This window comes from Dolichospermum sp. UHCC 0259 (genome assembly GCF_009711935.1).
Classification (GTDB): Bacteria; Cyanobacteriota; Cyanobacteriia; order Cyanobacteriales; family Nostocaceae; genus Dolichospermum.
Genome location: NZ_VIKX01000133.1, coordinates 1 through 20,271, shown reverse-complemented (window position 1 = coordinate 20,271; position 20,271 = coordinate 1). Strand labels below are relative to the sequence as shown.

Below are 20,271 nucleotides of genomic sequence, written 5' to 3'. Positions count from 1 at the left end.
TTTTCTCCATAAAAGAGGCGCAAGAGCCGAAACCTTTTCATTGGGGTTATCATTTTGATCAAATTATTGCTAGAGGTGGTTTTGATATTATTTTAGGTAATCCTCCTTGGGAAGTATTTCAAACTGATGAAAAAGAGTTCTTTCAACAATTTGATAATTTAATTCAGAAAAAGAAATTAGATATAAAAGCATGGACTAAACAATTTAATAAATTCATGGAAGATGAGGAAATGCGTCAAGCATGGTTAGATTATTGTAGTGGTTATCCTCATGTTAGTGCTTACTTTAAAAATGCCGAACAATATCGCAATCAAAAATCTATTGTTAATGGAAGAAATATATCTGGTAAAATAAATCTCTATACATTATTTATAGAACAATGCTTTAATTTACTTCAAAAATATGGATATTGTGGAATTATTATTCCTACAAGTATTTATACAGACGCATCAAATAAACAACTTAGAGAAATGTTATTTTCTCAAACTTCCATTGGTAAATTATTTAGTCTGTCTAATGAAAGATTTATTTTTGAAGGAGTTGATCATCGGTTTAAATTTTGTTTATTAGATTTTGAAAAAGGTCATGAAACCCAATCATTTAAAGCTACTTTTCGGATTGACCCTAGAGAAGCAATTAGGAAAGAAGATTTAGAAAGATTTTTACATGATGAATCTGAATTAATTGAAATTAATGTTGATACTATTCGTAAGTTATCTCCTGATTCTTTATCACTAATGGAGTTTAAAACTGAGTTAGATATTCAAATAGCAAAAAAAATAAGTCAGTTTACTTTGTTGGGTGAAGAAATAGAAGATAAATGGAATTTCAAGCTAACAACAGAATTAGATAAAACTGCTACTAGCGACTTATTTGAATCTCAACCAGCTTCTGACAATACTCCTATGTATTCAGGGGGAATGATTCATCATTTTAATCATCAATTTGCTAAACCTCAATATTATATTAATATCAATAAAGGAACAGAAAGGTTATCGGGAAAAACTGCTTTAGGTAATCAGAAATTGGATTGTAATGATTATAGATTACTTCAACGTCGTATTAGTAGTGCAACCAATGAAAGAAGTTTAATTTCTACTATTATTCCTCCTAATAACTTTTGTGATAATTCTGTAAACTATGGAGTTATTCAAGAAAATAAAAAACAGGAATTAATTTTTGTTTGTGCTTTATTTTGTTCTTTTGTCGTTGATTTTCAAGTTCGGAGTCGCCTTAATAATAATGTGACAATTGGTTTAATTAACCAAATTTCTGTTCCCAGATTAACAGAAAAAGACGCATATTTTCAAGAAATAGTAGAACGTGCGGCTAAATTAATCTGTACAACACCAGAATATGATGAATTAGCGAAAGAAGTGGGTTTAGGAAGTCATAAAAACGGAGTTACAGACGAGAGAGAAAGAGGGAAAATCCGCGCCGAATTAGATGGAATAATTGCCCATTTATATGGGTTAACAGAAGGGGAATTTAGTCACATATTGAGTACCTTTCCCATTGTTGCGGAAACGGTGAAAGATGCGGCTTTAAAGGCTTATCGGGATATGGTTTAAGGGTTAATTAATAACGTCAACCTAGGGGTTTAGCACAATGCTAGTTTTTGTTAAATTAATATAAAACCGATAAACGCCTGGGAATTAATTCCCAGTCTCATAGCGAAAGTCATCTAAAGATGACTAATAATTGTCTAAATTTTCAGTTTACTTTAGTAAACTTTGGCTATTAGCCATGAAATTCATTTCATGGTGGTTGTGGAAGCCAATAAATCAACAATGTTTTGATATAATAATCAAACAATTAATTAATAGAAATTATTTATGTTATGCGTCGAGATACAATCTTTTACAAACTATTCCAACAATAAAGCCAGAAAGCCAGAGAATAAATTCTCTGTCTAATAGCTAAAGTCGGTTTAAACCGACTAGATATTTTGGTTTTTTCTGTTTAGAGAATAATGTGTGATCTTTGATTAAATTAATTTAAAGGAGTGCGTTTTAACGCACTTTAGCTATTAGCCAGGAAATTTATTTCCTGGTGGTTATAAAATACACTTAAATGAATTAGAAAATAACCATCATCATCAAATCGCGTCATAATAGAAATGATCACAACTATCATGATGTACAAGTTTGAAAATCTCAACCGTCAAGAGGTAGAATCTATGTTAGGAATCACACTCAAAGAAACACGAGTTTATCAAGAAATTAAAGAAGAAGGAAAAGAAGAAGGAAGAAAAGAAGGACGAGAAGAAGGACTAGAAGAAGCAACTTTTAATTTAATTATGCGACAATTGAGTAAGCGGTTTGGTGAAATATCGCCGAAAATACGCGGTTCTGTTGCTGGTTTATCCTTACATATTTTAGAAGAGTTGAGTGAAGCATTATTAGATTTTAATAATGTGGATGATTTACTTGCTTGGTTAGCAAAAGTTGCAGATTAAGATTTGATGATAATTAAATATCCCAGACTTCTTTGATAAATCTTGTGAATAAATTTTCACTTGATATCAGAAGTCGGGGATCTGAAAATGTGCTATAATATCAAAATTAGCAACAGGAGTAAAAACCATGACTGTTAAACAATTGATTCAAGCAGAAATTGACAATATACCTGAAGAAAAACTTGATGAGGTTTATCAATTACTTAAAGAATTCATAGATAAAACTCATAGTGAGAAAAAGGAAATTTTATCTATTCATCGCAGTATTTTAGATAATCAATATCAAATTATCTCCCAAAAAATTACCCAACAATTTGACACTAAATGGTTAGAAACTTTGGAAACAGAAGATGATTTGCTACAAGCGGCTGTTGAAATAACTAAATCAGAAAAAAATGTATCTAATTCTTATCCTTATCATGATTTAGATTATCTTGCGGGAACATGGGGAGAAGAAGATGAAACAGAATTTTTAGCGAATACTAAACAATTTAAGGAAATTGAGAAATAAATCTTTGCTAACTTGGCTAAAATTCAGATATCTATTCCATCCTGGAAATCCTTAAATCCTGGATATCCTGATTCTGACAATTAACTAATATAAAAAACTATGCCCCGGATTTTTGATAATATAAATGATCAACTATTACCTATCCTCAAAAAAAGCCTCCAATCTGCAAATAGGGCTGATTTTTGTGTCGGTTATTTCAACCTGCGAGGATGGAAATTAATTCAAGAGGAAATTGAACAATTTAGCGGAGGAGAAAATAATTGTTGTCGGTTATTAATTGGAATGCAAAGATTACCCAAAGATGAACTTCATGAAATGTTAGGTTTAGGAATATCTCAGAAACCCATAGATAGAAGTAAATCTTCTCAACTGCAAAAACGCATAGTTCAGGAATTTCGACAACAGTTAATGATCGGAAAACCAAATAATGCTGATGAATTGGGTTTAAAAAGACTTAAATCACAATTAAAATCTCAAAAAGTAGTTGTTAAACTCTATTTACGTCATCCTCTCCACGCGAAATTATATTTAGTTCCTCAAAATCATGCCAATTTACCCGCTATCGGTTTTTTAGGAAGTAGTAATTTAACCTTTTCAGGTTTATCATCTCAAGGAGAACTGAATGTTGATATTTTAGATCATGATGCCACAAATAAATTACAAACTTGGTTTAATGAACGTTGGGAAGATAACTTTTGTTTAGATATTTCTCAAGAATTAATAAAAATTATAGATGAAAGTTGGGCAACAGACAAGTTAATTGATCCTTATTATGTGTATCTAAAAATGGCTTATCATCTCTCTCAGGAAGCGCGAGATGGTTTGAGTCAATATCAAATCCCTTCCGACTTTCAATTATTTCCTTTTCAAGCAGCAGCGGTGAAAATAGCCGCGCATTATGTGAACCGTCGCGGTGGGGTGATGATTGGGGATGTCGTAGGATTAGGAAAGACATTAGTTGGAACAGCTATAGCGAAAATTATTGAAGAGGAACTTGGGATTAGTACCTTAATTATTTGTCCAAAAAATCTCGTTTCTATGTGGGAAAAATATCGAGAAGAATATGGTTTAAGAGGTGCAGTAATTTCTATTAGTCAAGTTAGTAAAATCTTACCCACAATTCCCGCGCGGTTTCGGTTAGTCTTAATAGATGAAAGTCATAATTTAAGAAATCGAGATGGACAACGTTATGCAGCTATTAAGGAATATATAGAACAAAGCGGAAGTCGGTGTATTTTACTGACTGCAACTCCTTACAATAAAAGCTATTTTGATTTATCTGCACAGTTACGGTTATTTATTCCTGAATCCAAAGATTTGGGGATTAAACCCGAACATTTAATCAGAGAATTGGGGAATGAAATGGAGTTTAAACGCAAACATCCCCAAACCGACGTGAGAACTTTAGCAGCATTTGAAAAAAGCGAATATTTTGAAGATTGGCAACAATTGATGAATCGCTATATGATTAGGAGAACTCGCAGTTTTATCAAAAATAATTATGCAGAAACAGATCCTTTAAATGGACGTAAATATTTACAATTTTCTGATGGTAGTCGTTCTTATTTTCCTGTGCGGATTCCTAAAACTGCTAAATTCACTATTAGTAATCCAGAAAGTGATCATTATGGAAAATTATATGCTAGTGAAGTTGTCGAAATTATCAATTCTCTATCTTTACCCCGTTACGGTTTGGGAAATTACACTTTAGATAAATATAAACAACCTCCCACAGCAACAGAACAACAGATTTTAAATGGTTTATCTCGCGCGGGAAGACGGTTAATGGGTTTTTGTCGCACGAATTTATTTAAAAGATTGGAAAGTAGTGGAATTGCTTTTTTAGAGTCTTTAGAACGGCATATTTTACGGAATTATGTTTATCTTTATGCGTTAGAAAATAAGTTAGATATTCCTATCGGTACACAAGATGCAGAATTTTTAGATCCTGATAATAATGATGAAGATATTGATACGGTTAATTCTACAGCTTTAGATTTTGAAATAGCTGATGATGAAAATGATGAAAGTGATGAGATTAGTTTTGTCAGTTTAATTAATAAAGATACAGAATATAAACGTCAAGCAAAAACTATTTATGAACTTTATCAAAGCAAATATGAAAAACGGTTTAAATGGTTAAATTCTCGATTATTTAATGCTGACTTAAAAAAACATTTACGAGAAGATGCTTTGTCTTTATTGAAGTTGTTAAATAATTGCGGAGAATGGAGTTATCAACAAGATCAAAAATTTCAAACTTTGCAAAAATTAGTCACAGAAATTCATCCAGATGAGAAAATTTTGATTTTTACTCAATTTGCGGATACAGCGCGTTATTTACAAGAGTCTTTAGAAAAGGAGGATATTCAACAAGTTGCTTTGGTAACGGGGAAAATAAATGATCCGACAATATTAGCATATCGTTTTAGTCCTGAAAGTAATAAACAAAATATTACTCAAGAACACCAAATCAGAATTTTAATTGCTACCGATGTTTTAAGTGAGGGGCAAAATTTACAAGATTGTCGGATAATTATTAATTATGATTTACCTTGGGCAATTATTCGTTTAATTCAAAGAACGGGAAGAGTAGATAGAATTGGCCAAAAAGCTTCAGAAATTCTCTGTTATTCCTTTTTACCTGCGGAAGGAGTTGAAGAATTAATTAATCTGCGCGGAAGATTAGGGGAAAGATTACAAGAAAATGCTAATGTGGTGGGAACAGATGAGGCATTTTTTGAAGACACTTTTTCCTATCAAGAAATACTTGATCTTTATCATGAAAAATCTGGTATTTTAGATGAAGCAGAAGATGGAGAAGTTGATCTAACTTCAGAAGCTTTTCAAATTTGGAAAAATGCCATAGATGCTGATCCTGATTTAGAAAAAATTATTAAAAATCTGCCTAATGTTATCTATTCTACGCGGGAATATCAAGGAACAAATTTAGATCCTGAAGGGGTGTTAATGTATCTTCGCACTGCTGATGGTACAGATGCTTTAGCTTGGATAAATAAGGAAGGAGAAAGTGTAACTCAATCGCAAATGAGAATTTTGAGAATGGCTAGATGTAACCGGGATACACCCCCTTTAGAAAAGCATCCCCAACATCATGAAATTGTCTCTCAAGGGGCTGATTTGGTGTTGGAACAGCACAAAACAAGTGGCGGACAATTAGGAAGCTCTAAAGGGGCAAGATATCGAACATATTATAGATTAGATGCTTATATTAAGAAGACAGAAACCCCGTTATTTTCATCAGGTGAAGATTGGCAAACTTTGAAAAAAGCTGTTGAGGAAATTTATCTTTATCCTTTAAAGGAAACTACTGTTATTAAACTTAATCGTCAGTTTAAAAGTGGGATTAGTGATGAACAATTAGTAACGATGATTATCTCTTTACGTGATAATAATTCTTTGTGTGTAATTCATCCTGATGATAGACAACAGGAAGCGCAAATTATTTGTTCATTAGGGTTATTTGAAAAGTCAGTGAGTGGGTAAAAAGCTCTCTCAGTGTAAATTCATACATATCTGGGCAGTTAGAAACCGCGTCTACACAGGCGAAACCCACACTATGGCTAACGCCACGCTACGCTATCGGCAAGCTCAGTGACCGCCTGCGTGGGTTTAAAAACCTTAATGAACCCCCCATCCCTAGCCCCTCCCCGCAAGCAAGGCTACGGTGTACACACAAGTCGATGCAAACTAGTAGTCTGTCAATCCAAAAATGACGGGTGAAGGCAAGCAGGGGAGCAGGGGAGGGAAGAACAAAAGTCATTATCCGTCAAATAAAATACCTGCGGAATGTGGGTTACAGGGATAGAGTTTTCAGCTTTAATGATTTAAATTTATCGGAATTGAATTTTAGTAATTTTAGTTTTTACCATAAAAGAGACGCAAGATCCCAAATTCTTTTTGTACGACATTCTGCTCAAAAACCGATAAGCGACGAATCTGAATAAATTCCAACAAAAATCCCTAAATTCTGAAAATCCTGATGCAGACAGAAAATAACGACCCCATTTCTGGAGTCGTGACTTATTATTCTATTGACTAATTTCTACCTAGCCACTTTTGTCCATTCAAGCGATACACTAGCCGAGATACCAATAATTCTAGGGTAGTTTTGCGCTCATCAATTAAAAATGATTCTAGGGTACTCGGTTTTTTACCTTCATGACAGGAAAAACCTTTTTTCCCTTGAATATTTTCGTCGGGGAAATATACGTTAAACTGGCGCTGTCCCCCTTGCCAAGAACCGATAACTTGCCAGCATTCTTCCGCTGAGTTAAAACCAATAATAGGATACTTCTGTCTTGCAAAAGTCAGCTTGACATCTGGTACACCTTCTTTAGTAATTGCTTCTTGCAATGCTGGGAGGTAGTGCTGCTGCATAAACTCTTGAAAAGGCTTATCTTCCAAAGCTGGTGCTTTTTCCTTTTTGGCAGCTTTCGCGTCTGCTGAGGGCTTTTCTGGGGCAGTTGCAGCAGGATTAGAACCCACATCACCCGCTTGATTCTGATTAGTTTCTTCTGCCATTGCTCATTTTGGGGTAGTCAATCATTTCCATTTTGACATACCAGAGCATGGCCACAACTATTTATATATAACGATTATCTGATACTTTCTATCTATTTTAGATTGGTAATGGCTAATGCTATAATGGGAATGCAATGTTGGCGTAAAGTTAACAAGATTAATTATGGAATTAAGTATAATTAGCGATCGCTTGCAAATAGCATTTTCTTTTAAAAAACCATACAATTGGGTAATGGGTAATTTGGGACTTTCAAAAACCCATACCCTAAACCCCAATAAATATTTCAACCACCTGCAACAGCGGGAACAATACTCACTTCATCTCCATCTTTAAGGACTGTTTTTGCCCCATCCAAAAAGCGGATATCTTCGCTGTTGACATAGAAATTCAAAAACCGTCTAAGATTTCCTTCATCATCACACAAACGCGCTTTAATACCAGGACAGCTTACTTCTAAGGAATCTAATAATCCAGAAATATTACTAGCGCTACATTCTAAAGCAGCTTGATTGTTTGTAAACTTTTGCAAAGCGGTAGGGACTAAAACTTTTACGGGCATAATTAATTGTCAATTATCGGTTGTTGGTTGTCAGCGATTGATTGTCAGTGGTCAGTTGTCCGTTGCTAATGACTAATGACCACTGACTAATGACTAAACTGTAACTTCTTGCCATTCTAAGCGGTCAAGTGTGCGGGATCTTTCTAAAGCCCGTTCAAAACTGTCCAGTTTGGCATCAATTGTCAAAGGTTCGCCAATATAACCTTGAATTGCTTCTTGGGTTTTCAAGCCATTACCAGTGATATAAACCACTGTAGTTTCATCTGGATCAATTTTACCAGCTTCGACTAATTTTTTGAGAACAGCAACGGTTGTACCACCTGCGGTTTCTGTGAAAATGCCCTCGGTTTCTGCCAAGAGTTTAATACCTTCGATAATTTCGGCATCATTAACTGATTCAATATTACCATTGGTTTTATTGGCGATTTCTACAGCATATACGCCGTCTGCGGGGTTGCCGATCGCAATTGATTTGGCAATTGTGTTAGGTTTAACTGGTTGAATAAAGTCTCTACCTTCTTTAAATGCTGTCGCAATGGGAGAACAACCTTCTGCTTGAGCGCCACTGAAACGGACATCTTTCGCTTCTACTAAACCAACTTCGACAAATTCTTGGAAACCTTTATAGATTTTGGTGAACAGAGAACCAGAAGCCAAAGGTGCAACAATATGATCTGGTAATTCCCAACCTAGTTGTTCTGCAACTTCAAAACCTAATGTCTTAGAACCTTCGGAATAGTAGGGACGCAAATTAATATTCACAAAACCCCAACCATGAGTATTAGCAACTTCCGAACAAAGACGATTAACCTGATCATAGTTGCCTTTCACAGCCATCAGAGTTGGACTATAAATCAAGCTACCGATTACCTTACCAGCTTCTAGGTCAGAAGGAATAAACACACAGCAGTCTAAACCGGCATGGGCTGCGATCGCTGCTGTAGAATTTGCTAAGTTACCTGTACTAGCACAAGAAACAGTCGTAAAACCTAATTCTCTCGCTCTACTGAGGGCAACTGACACCACCCGATCCTTAAAGCTCAGGGTGGGCATATTAACGGCATCATTTTTAATATAAAGTTTATTTAGACCCAGGCGACGAGCCAAACGGTGAGAACGCACCAAGGGAGTCATCCCTGTACCAACATCTATAAAATTATCTGTAGCAACGGGCAAAAAGTGGCGGTAGCGCCAAATCGAATTAGGCCCAGCTTCAATCGTTTCTCGACTCACTAAGCTCTTGAGAACATTGTAATCATATTTGACTTCCAACGGTCCAAAACACAACTCACATACATGAGTAGCCTTGAGTTCGTATTCCGCTCCACACTCTTTACACTTCAAAGCCTTGAGAATAGAAGTGTTCGCTTGGTTGAGGTTTGTAATCGCCTGAGTCATAATCTTGCTTTCCCTGGGTATCCGTCAACTTTGGAATGATAGTAGCACGCGGCGAAATCCACGTCAAACATACCCGACTATTTTTGTCGGGTTTGATCAAAACAGGATTCAGGTAGATAGTTGTACTTGTGGTTAATTTTCCGTTAATGAATTTTTGTGTATAAAGATTCCATAAAGAATAGCCCATTAAATATGTAAATAGTGCAATCTTCCATGCAGAAATTACATTTTATGATTTGCATATATGAATTAAGTCATTCCATAAATATTACAATATACTCCTTTAGTAAAAGCAATAACTTCAGAAAAATAAAGTATATTTACATACATATTTTATGCAAATTGCTTTTATAGCCATGTTAATAGCTAATAACATAAGTATTTTTATTGATAAATTTATTCTTATTTAAACACAAGAAATACTGACATTATTTTCATGTAGGACAAGTTATACAAATAAGTGCTGAGAGTATTATTGCCAGGGATAATGTTTTCTTTAACCTATTTCTATTCTAAGTATTTAAAGTATTGGTGACTCTATGCAAAAACACTGTATGTGATTTATAGTTAGGCGAAGTCAAGATATACAAATAAATCTATTTGTATTGAGGATGAAAAACTTGGAAAAACTTGGAAAAATTAGCTTAGTTTGCCAATATTTGCTACTTAAGTAAATACAACGCCTTACTTAAGTAAATCTTCCACAATTTTTTCACAATTGCTGTATACAGTGAGAAAATCAGTAAATACTAAGTGAAGTAGCGAATACTCCAGAATCGGTATAACCGTTTCGACAGATAGACAGTAACATCAAACCTCTTTATGTCCGATTTCTAAGGGACAAGTAACTCCAATTTCCTACTTTCCGAACCATCCAAATAGGATGGCAAAGGGGTCTATTGGATATTCATATCTGTAATCCTTATGGATGATTCAAATATCTGAAGCAGGATTATTACAGACTATTAAACCAGCTAGTAAGTAGGTCAACAGGAAAATTTAAAGGTATGTAACGGTATGTAAAGTTGTCTCAATGCGATATTCTGATTGAGTTTCAGCCATTTTATAAAACGCAATACCCCTCATTTTTATTTTGTTCACCTACTTACATATACACATCCCAATGAAAACTCCTAAGAAGTTCTTATCCCGTAAACAATCTCAATTATTCCGCTCCTTAATAGCCACAGCCTTTATCGCTAACGGCTTCTTCCCCTTTGTTGCCCCTGCCTTTGCTGAAGGAACTACTGCTGGGACACAGATTGATAACAGAGCAACAGCGACCTACGAAGATCCTAACGTTCCTAACACACCAATCAATTCAACTTCTAACACTGTCAGGGTTGTTATAGCTGAAGTAGCTGGTATTACCGTAACAGGTTCTGGTATTAACAACCTCACAAACCCCGGTGGTGCTGTTCAACCAGGAAATTTCCTATCCTATACATTCACAGTAACCAACGTCGGTAACTCTCCAACCCAATTCCAGATTCCTAACGTATCTACAACAACAGGTCCTGTAACAGTTTCGGGTACATTACCGGGATCAACCACTCCTGGTCAATTGCAATATAGCACTGATGGTGGTACAAACTGGATAAACGTACCTACAAGTGGACTCACTACAGCCGCTGTCCCAGTTAATGGTAGTGTGCTGGTGCGCGTACCTGTTACCGTGCAAAATAGTGCTGTAGCAGGAGAAACTATTACCGCTCGATTAGGTCAAACTCCAGGGGATGCTCAAAACCAAGCCCGTGTTGCGGATGGTGGAGACGTTTTCACAGTAGATGCTGACCCAGTAAACGGCGCTCCAATCAATGGTGTTAGAGAAGCCAGCGCTACCCAAAATACTACAGTAGGGGCTACTCCGCAAATCAAGGCTTTAGCAACTATCCTCAAAACTCGAACAGCTTACGCTCCTGGCAGCACAGCCGTACTTAATGACGATGTGATCACCTATGGTTTGAATTTGCGAGTCGAGGACAATGATGTCACCAATAGTGGTCAGATACCAGCACCTTTAATTGGTACAAGTATCCAACTTGATACCACTACTACTACTACTGGTACTGCGGCAGCCGCGGCCACTCGCATTTTAGTTTCCGATGCTGTTCCAGCCAATACAGTGCTTAATAGCACTCCTACTGCTCCTACAGGTTGGCAAGTAGTTTACTCCACTCAAGACCCAACTACTATAAATGCTAACGCAGCTACATGGACAACTAACGCACCTGCATTAAATACAGTGAGAAGAGTCGGTTTTATTAACAATCCTGCTACTATCACTTCTGTTTCACCAGGGGTAACTGTTAGTGGTTTTAGTATCCAAGTTGTAACCAGTTCTATACCCTTACCCGCAACAACAGCAACTACTATTGACAACATTGCTCAAGTGTTTGGTCAAACTTCTGGAGATCCAAACAATGTACTCGTTTATGATGCGTCCGGTGACCAAACTCCAAGTAACTACAACGGTACAACCTTTGTAAATACACCAGACAATGGCTTTAATACAAAAGCAGCCAGTGGAACTGACCCAGCGAACAATAACACTGGTGCGGCGAATGATGGTAATGGTGAATACAACACCTTAGATATCTCAGTCCCTAACGCTGTGTCGCTGGTAAATGGACCAAATAATGCACCGGATGCTGTTGGTCCAACTAATAACAATGATGATTTTACTAACAAATCCGCAATAATTGACGAGTTCGTTGCTCCTGGTAGTACAATTAACCCATCGCCAGTAACCTTTACTAACACGGTGAAGAATACTGGTGGAAGTGCTGCCAATATCTCTTTGTTACCAACAGCACCAGCAACAGCAACTGATTTGCCAAATGATACACTGGTAACGATATCTTATCAAAGCTTGAGAGCTGCTTACACCTACAATAACGCTACTGGCTTTACATTCGTTCCTGGTAGTGGAGTAGGTACAGTTGGTGGTCTGCCAATTACTGCCAGTAACCCAGTGCGAATTGATAACGTCGCTAGTAATGCTACAGACAGCTATGGTGTGAGCGTTGACTTACCTAATCCTACTGCACTATCAACCGATACAAATATGGAACGTGGTTTCCCCGTACCTGTTACAGCTTTTATTGATACTGTCACTGTTGATGGTTTAGTAACTGCTGGAGAGGCTAATAACATCACTATTGACCGGGTGTATACTGGATTCTTGCAACTGCTGAAAACATCAAGACTTTTACAGGGAACAGGTCCGGCAATAAATGGTACAGATGGCACATTTAGTACTGCTCAGAAGAGACCTCAGCCAGGAAATATTATTGAGTATCGGATTACTTACAAAAATATTTCTACCCCTGTAGTAGGAACAGGTAATGTGATTTTGAATGCTGACAAAGTTGTAATTACTGAGAATGGTGTGTTAGCACCAAACAACTGGGCTAGAGATAACGATCTCAATCAGCAGATTGACACCAGTAACGTTGTTGGTTCGGCGACTGATTCTGGAGCTTCAACCATCACCTTCTTCAATGGTGATCCTGCAACTACTCCTACTGGTGACGTAACTGGAGTGACTTCAATTACTGATGTTACCAGATATGTCAATAGTGTGACTGGACAGATTGCACCAGGTTCTGCTGCGAGAACATTTACTTTCCAACGCAAGGTGAACTAGAACACCATATTAGGGGCAATCATAGGAGGATTGCCTCTACCACTAGGGGTGTAAGTGTCAGTTATGTAGGTTGGGTTGACGCAAGGAAACCCAACATTTGTAAGCATTTATTGGGTTTTACTATCGTTTAAACCAACCTACATTTCGCTAACCGAACAGTATTGAAATGCGTTGGGTTGCGCTGTCGCTTAACCCAACCTACGGGAAATGGTGATATCTATTTCCTTTGTTGATGACTGATATTGAATTAAAAGAGAATATAAATATGAAACGTTTTTCTATAGCTAGTTTAAGTGCATTTGTTTTAGTTGGGACTGTACCTTTTATTAATCAAGTTCCAGGAATAGCACCTGTATGGCAGTCTACCAGTGCAGTTGCTCAAAGTAATAATAAGAAGCCCCAACTGGAATTACGATTGGAAGCAAAAAAACAAGTGATTGTTAAAGACAAAGAGGGTAAGGAAGTTAAGACATGGGAAGCTTTGCAGGGTCAAGCATCTGTTAAACCTGGGGATATATTGCAATATACTTTAACAGGAAGTAATAAGAGTGATAGACCTATTAAAAACTTAACTCTTAATCAACCTATTCCTAAACAAATGGTGTATGTGTTGAAATCAACGAGGACTTCTAATGATGGTAAAATCACCTATAGCATTGATAATCAACGCACTTTTGTAGAAAATCCCACTGTTGAAGTGACCCGCAAAGGTAAGGTAGAGATTGAGCCTGCACCAGCAACAGCTTATACTCATATTCGTATCCAAGTTCCATCTGTGCCAGGAAAAGCAACTGTGACAGCAACCTATGAAACTCAAGTCCGCTAGTAAAACCCATAACCCAACTGGGAATTAATTCCCAGTCTCATAGCAGAAGTCATCTGAAGATGACTAAATACTAGAAAAACTTATTAGTCCGTTTTAACGGACTTGAGCTATAAGACAGGGAATTTATTCCCTGGCTGGTGGGTGCTTACTATAAAACTATCAAAATTAACTAAGTCATTTCATCGAAGATGCTTTCTAATCGTGAATATTTATTGGCTAATCAAAAATTATTTAACTTCTCAAGGTGGCTGTTGCAAAAAATTAACAGCTAGTATTTTGTTAGGAAGCATCTTGCAAGCTACCACGCCTGTAATTGTTAGAGGACAGGAAACAGGAAACGTCAGAAGATTTGATTTAGTCAATCAGGCTGCTTATACTTATAGCTACACAGATCCGGATGCTAAATCAAATAGTATAATCACAATTCAAGGAAGTTCTGTTCCTATCCAAGCGAATAATGAATTGGTTGATCCTCTAGGCAGAATTTTCGGTTGTGGAGGGACGCTTTTAGATGACTATACAGGGTTTTCGGTGGGGGTTTATGAACCGCTTGGTGCTACAGGTACGGAGTTAGGACAGTTGGTTTCCCTAACAACCACAGAAGTGCCAGACGTTCCTAATAATAATGTACCCGCAGGACTTGAACCAAATAGTCAAAATACTAATCCTTATTTTATTGTAAATAGCCCTGCAAATTTTAAAGGGGTATATAATTTTTTGCTGGATGCTAATAAGGGTCAAATTGATGTGGGCAAAACCTATATTTTTGTAGTTAATCCACCGGCAAATTCTATCTTTCAAGAACAACGTATTAAGCTGGAAATATTAAGTAATACAAATAATATTGTTAGGTATCGAGCCACTTCTCTCAATGGTCAACCGATTAGTGTGACTGATAATAGCACAACTATTACAAGTGAAGAGGTGTTGGTCAATAATGCCGCAACTCAATCATTAAGTCTGTTGGCGCTGAATTTTCAGGCTAAGTTGTGTCAACCAAATCAACTGCGGATCACGAAAACAGGCGATCGCGCAACAGCAGAACCAGGAGATACGGCTATTTATCGTGTATCTGTGAAAAATACATCGGAAGCAGCCACAAAAAATGTGTCGGTGACAGATACTTTACCAATAGGTTTCAACTTTTTGCCTAATTCAGTCCGAGGAGAAATAGATGGACAATCCGTAGCTATTACCACTGTTCGCAATGGGAATACGGTGACTTTTACTATCCCGACAAATCTGAATAGTAATCAAACTGTCAATATAGCTTATGCAGTGCAATTAACTAATGATGCTCAAAGAGGAACAGGAAGAAATAGTGCGATCGCTACTTCACAACGAATTGATAATAATTTAACTGTGACTGATGGACCAGCAACCCATTATTTAAAAGTCCGTCCGGGAATTACCAGTAGTTGCGGGATAATTATTGGTCGGGTATTTGTTGATAAAAACTTTGATGGAGAACAACAACGAGGAGAACCAGGAATACCAAATGCGGTAATTTATCTCGAAAATGGTAATCGCATCATCACAGATCCCAATGGTTTATTTTCCCTAGCTAATGTTTTACCAGGAGCGCATACAGGGGTATTAGACTTGAGTAGTTTACCAGGATATACCCTAGCTCCAAATCGGAAATTTAATGAACGTAATAGCCAATCTCGCTTGGTGCGTGTAGAACCTGGGGGGATGGTAAGAATGAACTTTGCTGTCACTCCGACATTCCAGGAGGAGGAAACAAAATGAAACTAAAACTTCGCCGTCCTGGTATTTTTAATCTGAGATTAGTGACAGCTATTGCTGGAGTTTTTAGCTTTCTTTTCTCTCATAATTTAGTTAAAGCTGAAAGTACAACTGAAGCAAAGCCAGCAGAACCGCCAACTCAGGTAGGTGATGAAATTAGTGGCAAAGAAAGTACAAATAATGCTGCTAATTCTCAACCAAAAATTACAGAGAAGGCAGAAGAAACTGCTGTTCCTGTAACCCAATTACCTATAGATACAGCCCCAAAAACGCCAAATATTCCTCTAGCTGGATCTCTAGATTTTAACAATCCTGGCAAGTCTCCATCACCCATAATTGAGACAACCCAAAAAGCAGAAAATATTCCTGTGGCTGGATCTTTGGATTTTGCTAATTCCACCCCAGAAAAAACGGAAAATATTCCTGTTAATGCTGATTTAAAACCCACAGAAAAAATTAAAAATGCGCCAGTTCCAGATTCTTTAAAACCTCCAGAAAAAGTTGAAAATGCGCCAGTTCCAGATTCTTTAAACCCGACAAAAACATCATCTGAAGTTTCACCAACAGCCAAAGGAGTGAAAATTCTCTCCCCTAAATCTGATGATGTTTTAGATAATCCTACTACTACCATTGTTCTCCAATTTAGTGTGGGGAGTCAGATAGAATTAAGAGTTAATGGTGAGTTAGTTGATCCTAACTTAATCGGACGGACAGAAACAGATAGCAGTACCAATTTGGTAACGCAAACCTGGTATGGTGTGAGTTTAAAATCAGAGGAAAATACTATTTCGGCGCGGATACTGGGCAGTACAGAACCACCAGAAGTAGTTAAAGTTGCCATTAAAGGCGCACCCACAGAATTAAAATTAGTTAGTCGAGCTACGCGAATCCCCGCAGATGGTCGTTCCACTACAGTAATTCAGGGACAACTGTTAGATGAAAATGGTAATCGCTCTAATCAAGATGCTGTTATTACCTTAACGCCTACAGCCGGTGAGTTTATTGGTGCAGACTTCCAACTAGATCAACCAGGATTCCAAGTACAAGCTAAAGATGGGCTGTTTGAAGCGACTTTACGTGCCGATAGGAAAGCTCAAACAGTGCGGATTAGTGCCGCAGCAACAGGGTTAGAGGGCTTTACTCAACTCCAGTTTGAAACTGCACTGCGGTCGAGTTTGTTGACTGGGGTGATAGATGTGCGATTGGGGGCAAAGGGTACAGATTATTACAGTCCCTATCGTGATTTTCTCCCACCTGATCAAGATAACGATACACAACTAAGTTTTACATCAGCTATATTTGCCACTGGTTCTATAGGGGAGTGGTTATTTACTGGTGCATATAACAGTTCTCGCAGTTTGAATGAAGATTGCAACTGTGATACTAATCTGTTTGGAACTGGTTCATCTAATAATCAAAACTATCCAGTTTATGGGGATAGTTCCACATCTTCCCTAGTTACTCCTTCTATTGATAGTGTATATGCTCGGTTGGAGCGATCGCCCAATATTCCCGGCGCTAACCCCGACTATTTTATGTGGGGTGACTACAATACGGAAGAATTGTCCCAACCATCACAGCAATATACAGCTACCAGTCGTCAGTTGCATGGTTTTAAAGCTAACTATAATATCGGAAATCTGGCAATTACAGGTTTTTATAGTCAATATGTTAAGGGTTTTCAACGAGATACTATTGCACCAGATGGGACAAGTGGCTATTACTTCCTCTCTCGCCGCATCTTAACAGGAGGTAGCGAAAACGTCTATCTGGAATTAGAAGAACTCAATCGCCCCGGAACAGTAATTAAGCGGCGAAAACTCTCCAGAGGACCAGATTACGACGTTGATTATGATCGGGGGACTTTATTATTTAGAGAACCGATTCTGCGAACTGCTTTAGATGAATATGGACAGATATTAGTCCGCCGAATTATTGTTACCTATGAGTATGATGCCAAAAACTCAGACGGGAAAATTTATGCAGGTCGTTTGCAATATAACTTAAATCCAGGTGCTGATAAAAAAAGTTGGTTCGGTGCAACTTATTTGCAAGAAAATCAAGGTATCCGGGACTTTGAAGTTTATGGTGCAGATGCCCAAATTTCCTTGGGTGGCGATGGTCAAATTGTTGCTGAATATGCCCATTCTCGCAATAATTCCGAGCTAACAGGTCAGGTAAGTGGCCAAGCTTATCGTTTGGATGCTAGAGGAACTCTTTTCCCCGGTTTGCAAGGTCGGACGTATTACAATACCGTATCTACAGGATTTGCCAATAATGCTACCACCAGTTTTTCTCCTGGACAAACCCGTTATGGAGCGCAACTGACAGGTAAGGTAACTAACAGTACAAATCTGCGGTTGCAGTATGACCATGAAGACAATTTTGGCATAGCGCCCCAACCAAGAAATACCTTTGAAGAACTCTTTACTCCCCAAACACAAGCGACTCCAGGTAGTTTAGTTAATAACTCTCTGACAACGATCACAGCCGGTATTCAACAGCGGTTTGGTCAAGCTAACTTAGATTTAGACTGGATTTACCGCGATCGCCAAGATCGGATTTCTACTACATCTTTGGGTGGTAGTTCTCAACAATTGCGATCGCGTTTCAGTGTTCCCATTTTCAAAAGTCTCACATTCCAAGCCCAAAACGAACTCAGCCTCTCTAATCAAAGTGACAGCGTTTATCCCGCCCGCACCACCTTTGGACTGAATTGGGCAGCTATTCCTGGTGTCAATGTCAGTTTAACTCATCAACTATTTAATGGTAGTCAAGCCAACGGTAATTCCGCCACCAGTTTAAATATTAATGGTGAACAAAAATTTGGTAAAGATACTACCGTAACCGGGCGCTATTCCATCATTGGTGGCGCTAATGAAATGACCACTCAAGGCGCAATTGGGTTAAAAAATCAGTTAACTATTGCCCCAGGATTACGCTTAAATGTCGCTTACGAACACGTATTTGGTAGCTTCTTTACAAAAAATGCCACCGGTCAACAATATTCTCAACCCTTTGCCTTTGGTCAAGCAGGTTCATCCATTAGCTTTAATAGCGGTGATAGCTACAGCGTCGGACTAGACTACACCGACAATCCTAGTTATCAAGCCAGTGCTAAATATGAATATCGTAACTCAGGGGGTGGTTCAAATACAGTAATTTCTGCTGGGGTAACTGGGAAAATTTCCCCCTCTTTAACAGCTTTAGCCCGTTACCAACAAGCCAATTCTTCCAATCAAAAATTGATTGGTTTAGGAGATACGATTAACTTTAAACTAGGTTTAGCTTATCGAGATATTGGTAGTGATAAATTTAATGCCCTATTACGTTATGAATATCGCCAAAATCCTGCTACCATTCCCGACACCATTCTATTAGGAAGTGGCACAGGTTCTCAAGATCATACTTTCGCAATGGAGACTATTTATGCTCCTAATTGGCAATGGGAATTTTATGGTAAATATGGCATACGGAATAGTACCTCTTACCTCGCTAGTGATTTAGCCGGGACAAGTACAGTAAATTTGGCTCAATTCCGAGCTACTTATCGCTTAGGATACAGCATGGATGTAGTCGGGGAAACCAGATTAATTAGTCAAGGTAATTACACAGAAACAGGTTTTGTTTTAGAAGCCGGTTATTATCTCAATGCTAATTTGCGTCTGGCTGCTGGTTATGCCTTTGGTAAAGTTGATGACCGAGACTTTTCTGGAACTCGTTCCGCAGGTGGTCCATATTTAGGTTTAACCCTGAAACTCAATGAACTATTTGAAGGTTTCGGACAACAAAAAGTTGCACCACAACAACAAAAAGAATCTTTAGTTAAAGGAACTACACCAGGGAAGTTAAAAATATGAAGCTATTAAAATTTAAAATTATTCATCATTGTTGGGCGATTGAAAATCGCAGCTACACAAGCAAAACCCACCTTCGTGGGTTAAGATTTTCTAAATTATTAAGTTTTTCATTATTACTATTAATAGTAGTACCAAAAATTGCTTTGGCCCAAACTTCATCAGCAGGGCCAAAAATATTAGTGAATAGTAATCAGGATGGAGAAATAAAAGCAGATGAATTTTTGACACTGCGAGAAGCTATTTCTTTAATTAATGGTAGTTTAAAAGTAGAACAATTAAGTAATATTGAAAAGGCTCAAATTACCCCTAGTCAAGCTTCTCAAATTAGCTTTAATTTACCACCAAATCAAACTACAATTTATCTGCAAGAAGTCTTACCACCCCTTTCTACTCCTGGGTTAATTATTGATGGAACAACCCAGCCCGGATACAATAGCAAAAAATCGCCAACGGTAGAAATTAATATTCCTCAACCTGTAGTGAGTTTAACACCTGCTGAGAATGCGGAAGTTTTTCGTGGTTTCACTGTCACTGCTGACAATGTAACTATTCGGGGATTGAGTATTTATGGTTTTAATTCCTCTCACCGGGCTACAGAAAGTACCCCACCAGCAGATATTTTTATTGCTAATACCTTTACTTTACCCCACACTTTTAAATGTAGTTTTTCACTCTCCCCCCACTTTCGAGAGTTTATAGGGTAGGTAGAAGTAGG

At 37.6% G+C, this 20,271-nt stretch carries 11 protein-coding genes and 1 pseudogene; 9 read left to right on the top strand and 3 right to left on the bottom strand.

Annotation, left to right across the window (positions count from 1 at the left end; genetic code table 11):
* The 4 genes and pseudogenes from FJR05_RS10670 to FJR05_RS10655 all read left to right on the top strand — a co-directional run.
* Positions 1–1,571 (top strand): Eco57I restriction-modification methylase domain-containing protein (locus tag FJR05_RS10670; RefSeq protein WP_174783660.1); only part of this gene is annotated, 1,571 nt, incomplete at its 5' end.
* 521 nt (positions 1,572–2,092) lie between these two features.
* Positions 2,093–2,458, top strand: a pseudogene (locus FJR05_RS10665) (DUF4351 domain-containing protein); the annotation flags it as partial.
* A gap of 127 nt (positions 2,459–2,585) precedes the next feature.
* Positions 2,586–2,969: a hypothetical protein gene (locus tag FJR05_RS10660; RefSeq protein WP_168644078.1), complete on the top strand. Its 384-nt coding sequence runs from the start codon at positions 2,586–2,588 to the stop codon at positions 2,967–2,969.
* 99 nt (positions 2,970–3,068) lie between these two features.
* Positions 3,069–6,476, top strand: coding sequence for a helicase-related protein (locus tag FJR05_RS10655; RefSeq protein ID WP_168644077.1), 3,408 nt, complete (start codon positions 3,069–3,071; stop codon positions 6,474–6,476).
* A 552-nt stretch (positions 6,477–7,028) separates the two neighbouring features.
* On the opposite strand, the gene FJR05_RS10650 is transcribed toward FJR05_RS10655, so the two are convergent.
* From FJR05_RS10650 to thrC, 3 genes are all read right to left on the bottom strand, one after another.
* Positions 7,029–7,514: a DUF2996 domain-containing protein gene (locus FJR05_RS10650; protein ID WP_168644076.1), complete on the bottom strand. Its 486-nt coding sequence runs from the start codon at positions 7,512–7,514 to the stop codon at positions 7,029–7,031.
* Positions 7,515–7,798: 284 nt separating this feature from the next.
* A complete protein-coding gene (locus FJR05_RS10645; protein ID WP_168644075.1) occupies positions 7,799–8,074 on the bottom strand; it encodes a MoaD/ThiS family protein in 276 nt (91 codons plus the stop codon).
* A gap of 93 nt (positions 8,075–8,167) precedes the next feature.
* The gene (gene thrC, locus FJR05_RS10640; RefSeq protein WP_168644074.1) at positions 8,168–9,472 is read right to left on the bottom strand and encodes a threonine synthase; all 1,305 of its coding nucleotides are present in this window, start codon (positions 9,470–9,472) and stop codon (positions 8,168–8,170) included.
* A 1,123-nt stretch (positions 9,473–10,595) separates the two neighbouring features.
* Here thrC and FJR05_RS10635 point away from each other — a divergent pair.
* The 5 genes from FJR05_RS10635 to FJR05_RS10615 all read left to right on the top strand — a co-directional run bounded on the left by FJR05_RS10635 (position 10,596) and on the right by FJR05_RS10615 (position 20,260).
* Complete coding sequence (locus FJR05_RS10635; RefSeq protein WP_168644073.1) at positions 10,596–13,121, top strand: hypothetical protein; 2,526 nt, start codon at positions 10,596–10,598, stop codon at positions 13,119–13,121.
* Between the two features lie 265 nt (positions 13,122–13,386).
* Positions 13,387–13,947 (top strand): DUF11 domain-containing protein, encoded by a 561-nt coding sequence (locus tag FJR05_RS10630; protein ID WP_168644072.1) that lies wholly within the window; start codon positions 13,387–13,389, stop codon positions 13,945–13,947.
* Between the two features lie 198 nt (positions 13,948–14,145).
* A complete protein-coding gene (locus FJR05_RS10625; protein ID WP_371416873.1) occupies positions 14,146–15,699 on the top strand; it encodes a hypothetical protein in 1,554 nt (517 codons plus the stop codon).
* Positions 15,696–19,556, top strand: coding sequence for a TonB-dependent receptor (locus tag FJR05_RS10620; protein WP_168644071.1), 3,861 nt, complete (start codon positions 15,696–15,698; stop codon positions 19,554–19,556). Before FJR05_RS10625 ends, FJR05_RS10620 begins: the two co-directional genes overlap by 4 nt.
* Positions 19,553–20,260, top strand: coding sequence for a hypothetical protein (locus FJR05_RS10615; protein ID WP_168644070.1), 708 nt, complete (start codon positions 19,553–19,555; stop codon positions 20,258–20,260). The genes FJR05_RS10620 and FJR05_RS10615 overlap by 4 nt, the downstream gene beginning before the upstream one ends.
* Positions 20,261–20,271: the final 11 nt, after the last annotated feature.

Coding starts and splice junctions, on each gene's coding strand:
- FJR05_RS10630 (WP_168644072.1), top strand. CDS start 13,387: ATGAAACGTTTTTCTATAGCTAGTTTAAGTGCATTTGTTTTAGTTGGG.
- FJR05_RS10655 (WP_168644077.1), top strand. CDS start 3,069: ATGCCCCGGATTTTTGATAATATAAATGATCAACTATTACCTATCCTC.
- FJR05_RS10660 (WP_168644078.1), top strand. CDS start 2,586: ATGACTGTTAAACAATTGATTCAAGCAGAAATTGACAATATACCTGAA.
- FJR05_RS10635 (WP_168644073.1), top strand. CDS start 10,596: ATGAAAACTCCTAAGAAGTTCTTATCCCGTAAACAATCTCAATTATTC.
- FJR05_RS10615 (WP_168644070.1), top strand. CDS start 19,553: ATGAAGCTATTAAAATTTAAAATTATTCATCATTGTTGGGCGATTGAA.
- thrC (WP_168644074.1), bottom strand. CDS start 9,472: ATGACTCAGGCGATTACAAACCTCAACCAAGCGAACACTTCTATTCTC.
- FJR05_RS10645 (WP_168644075.1), bottom strand. CDS start 8,074: ATGCCCGTAAAAGTTTTAGTCCCTACCGCTTTGCAAAAGTTTACAAAC.
- FJR05_RS10620 (WP_168644071.1), top strand. CDS start 15,696: ATGAAACTAAAACTTCGCCGTCCTGGTATTTTTAATCTGAGATTAGTG.
- FJR05_RS10650 (WP_168644076.1), bottom strand. CDS start 7,514: ATGGCAGAAGAAACTAATCAGAATCAAGCGGGTGATGTGGGTTCTAAT.